This window comes from Pseudomonas oryzihabitans, from assembly GCF_032027545.1.
Classification (GTDB): domain Bacteria; phylum Pseudomonadota; class Gammaproteobacteria; order Pseudomonadales; family Pseudomonadaceae; genus Chryseomonas; species Chryseomonas oryzihabitans_F.
This window is the reverse complement of the sequence record NZ_JAVSJB010000078.1, coordinates 1-1,117: the sequence shown is the minus strand read 5'-3', so window position 1 is coordinate 1,117 and position 1,117 is coordinate 1. Positions and strand designations below refer to the sequence as shown.

Sequence of the window (1,117 nt, the reverse complement as noted above, 5' to 3'; positions counted from 1 at the left end):
GGAGCGCTTCCAGGGCACCTTCCGCAGCATGGCCGAAGGCGTCAATGCCATGGTCGCCGGCCACCTGAGCGATTCGGCCAAGGCCATGGCCTGCGTGAAGAGCTTCGGCGAGGGCAACCTGGCCGCCCAGCTGGAACGTTTCCCGGGCAAGAAGGCGGTGATCAACGACAACCTCGAGCAGGTGCGCGGCAACATCCAGCGCCTGGTCGAGGACGCCAACCAGTTGAGCCAGGCCGCCATGGCCGGTCGCCTGGACACCCGCGCCGATGCCAGCGCCCACCAGGGCGACTTCCGCCGCATCGTGGCCGGCATCAACGGCACCCTGGATGCCATCGTCGCTCCGGTCAACGAGGCCATGGCGGTGATGGGTGGCCTGGCCCAGGGTGACCTGAGCCGAACCGTGGACGGCGACTACCAGGGTCAACTGCTGGAGCTGAAGAACTCCGTCAATGGCACCGTCGGCAAGCTGAACCAGATCATCGGCGACGTGCGCCTGTCGGCCGATGCCCTGGCCAGTGCCTCGGAAGAGATTTCCGCCACCGCCCAGAGCATGAGCCAGGCCAGCACCGAGCAGGCGGCGTCCGTGGAGGAAACCAGCGCCAGCGTCGAGCAGATGTCGGCGTCCATCGCCCAGAACACCGAGAACGCCAAGGTCACCGATGGCATGGCCGGCAAGGCCGCGCGCGAGGCGGGCGAGGGTGGCCAGGCAGTGGGCGATACCCTGGTGGCGATGAAGACCATTGCCGACAAGATCGGCATCGTCGACGACATCGCCTACCAGACCAACCTGCTGGCGCTGAACGCGGCCATCGAAGCGGCGCGCGCCGGCGAGCACGGCAAGGGCTTCGCGGTGGTGGCCGCTGAGGTGCGCAAACTGGCCGAACGCAGCCAGGTGGCGGCCCAGGAGATCGGCACCGTGGCCAAGAGCAGCGTAGCCCTGGCCGAGCGCGCCGGGTCACTGCTCGACGAAATCGTACCGTCCATCAGCAGGACCTCCGATCTGGTGCAAGAAATCGCCTCCGCGTCCGAAGAACAAAGTAGCGGAGTGGAGCAGATTAACGGCGCCATGCTGCAACTGAGCCAGATCACCCAGCAAAACGCCTCGGCCTCCGAGGAG

The 1,117-nt window shown here is 66.9% G+C and carries 1 protein-coding gene; it reads left to right on the top strand.

What is annotated here, in order from left to right; genetic code table 11:
- Positions 1-1,117: methyl-accepting chemotaxis protein (locus RND78_RS27770; RefSeq protein WP_409457156.1), on the top strand; the 1,117-nt coding region annotated here is incomplete at both ends.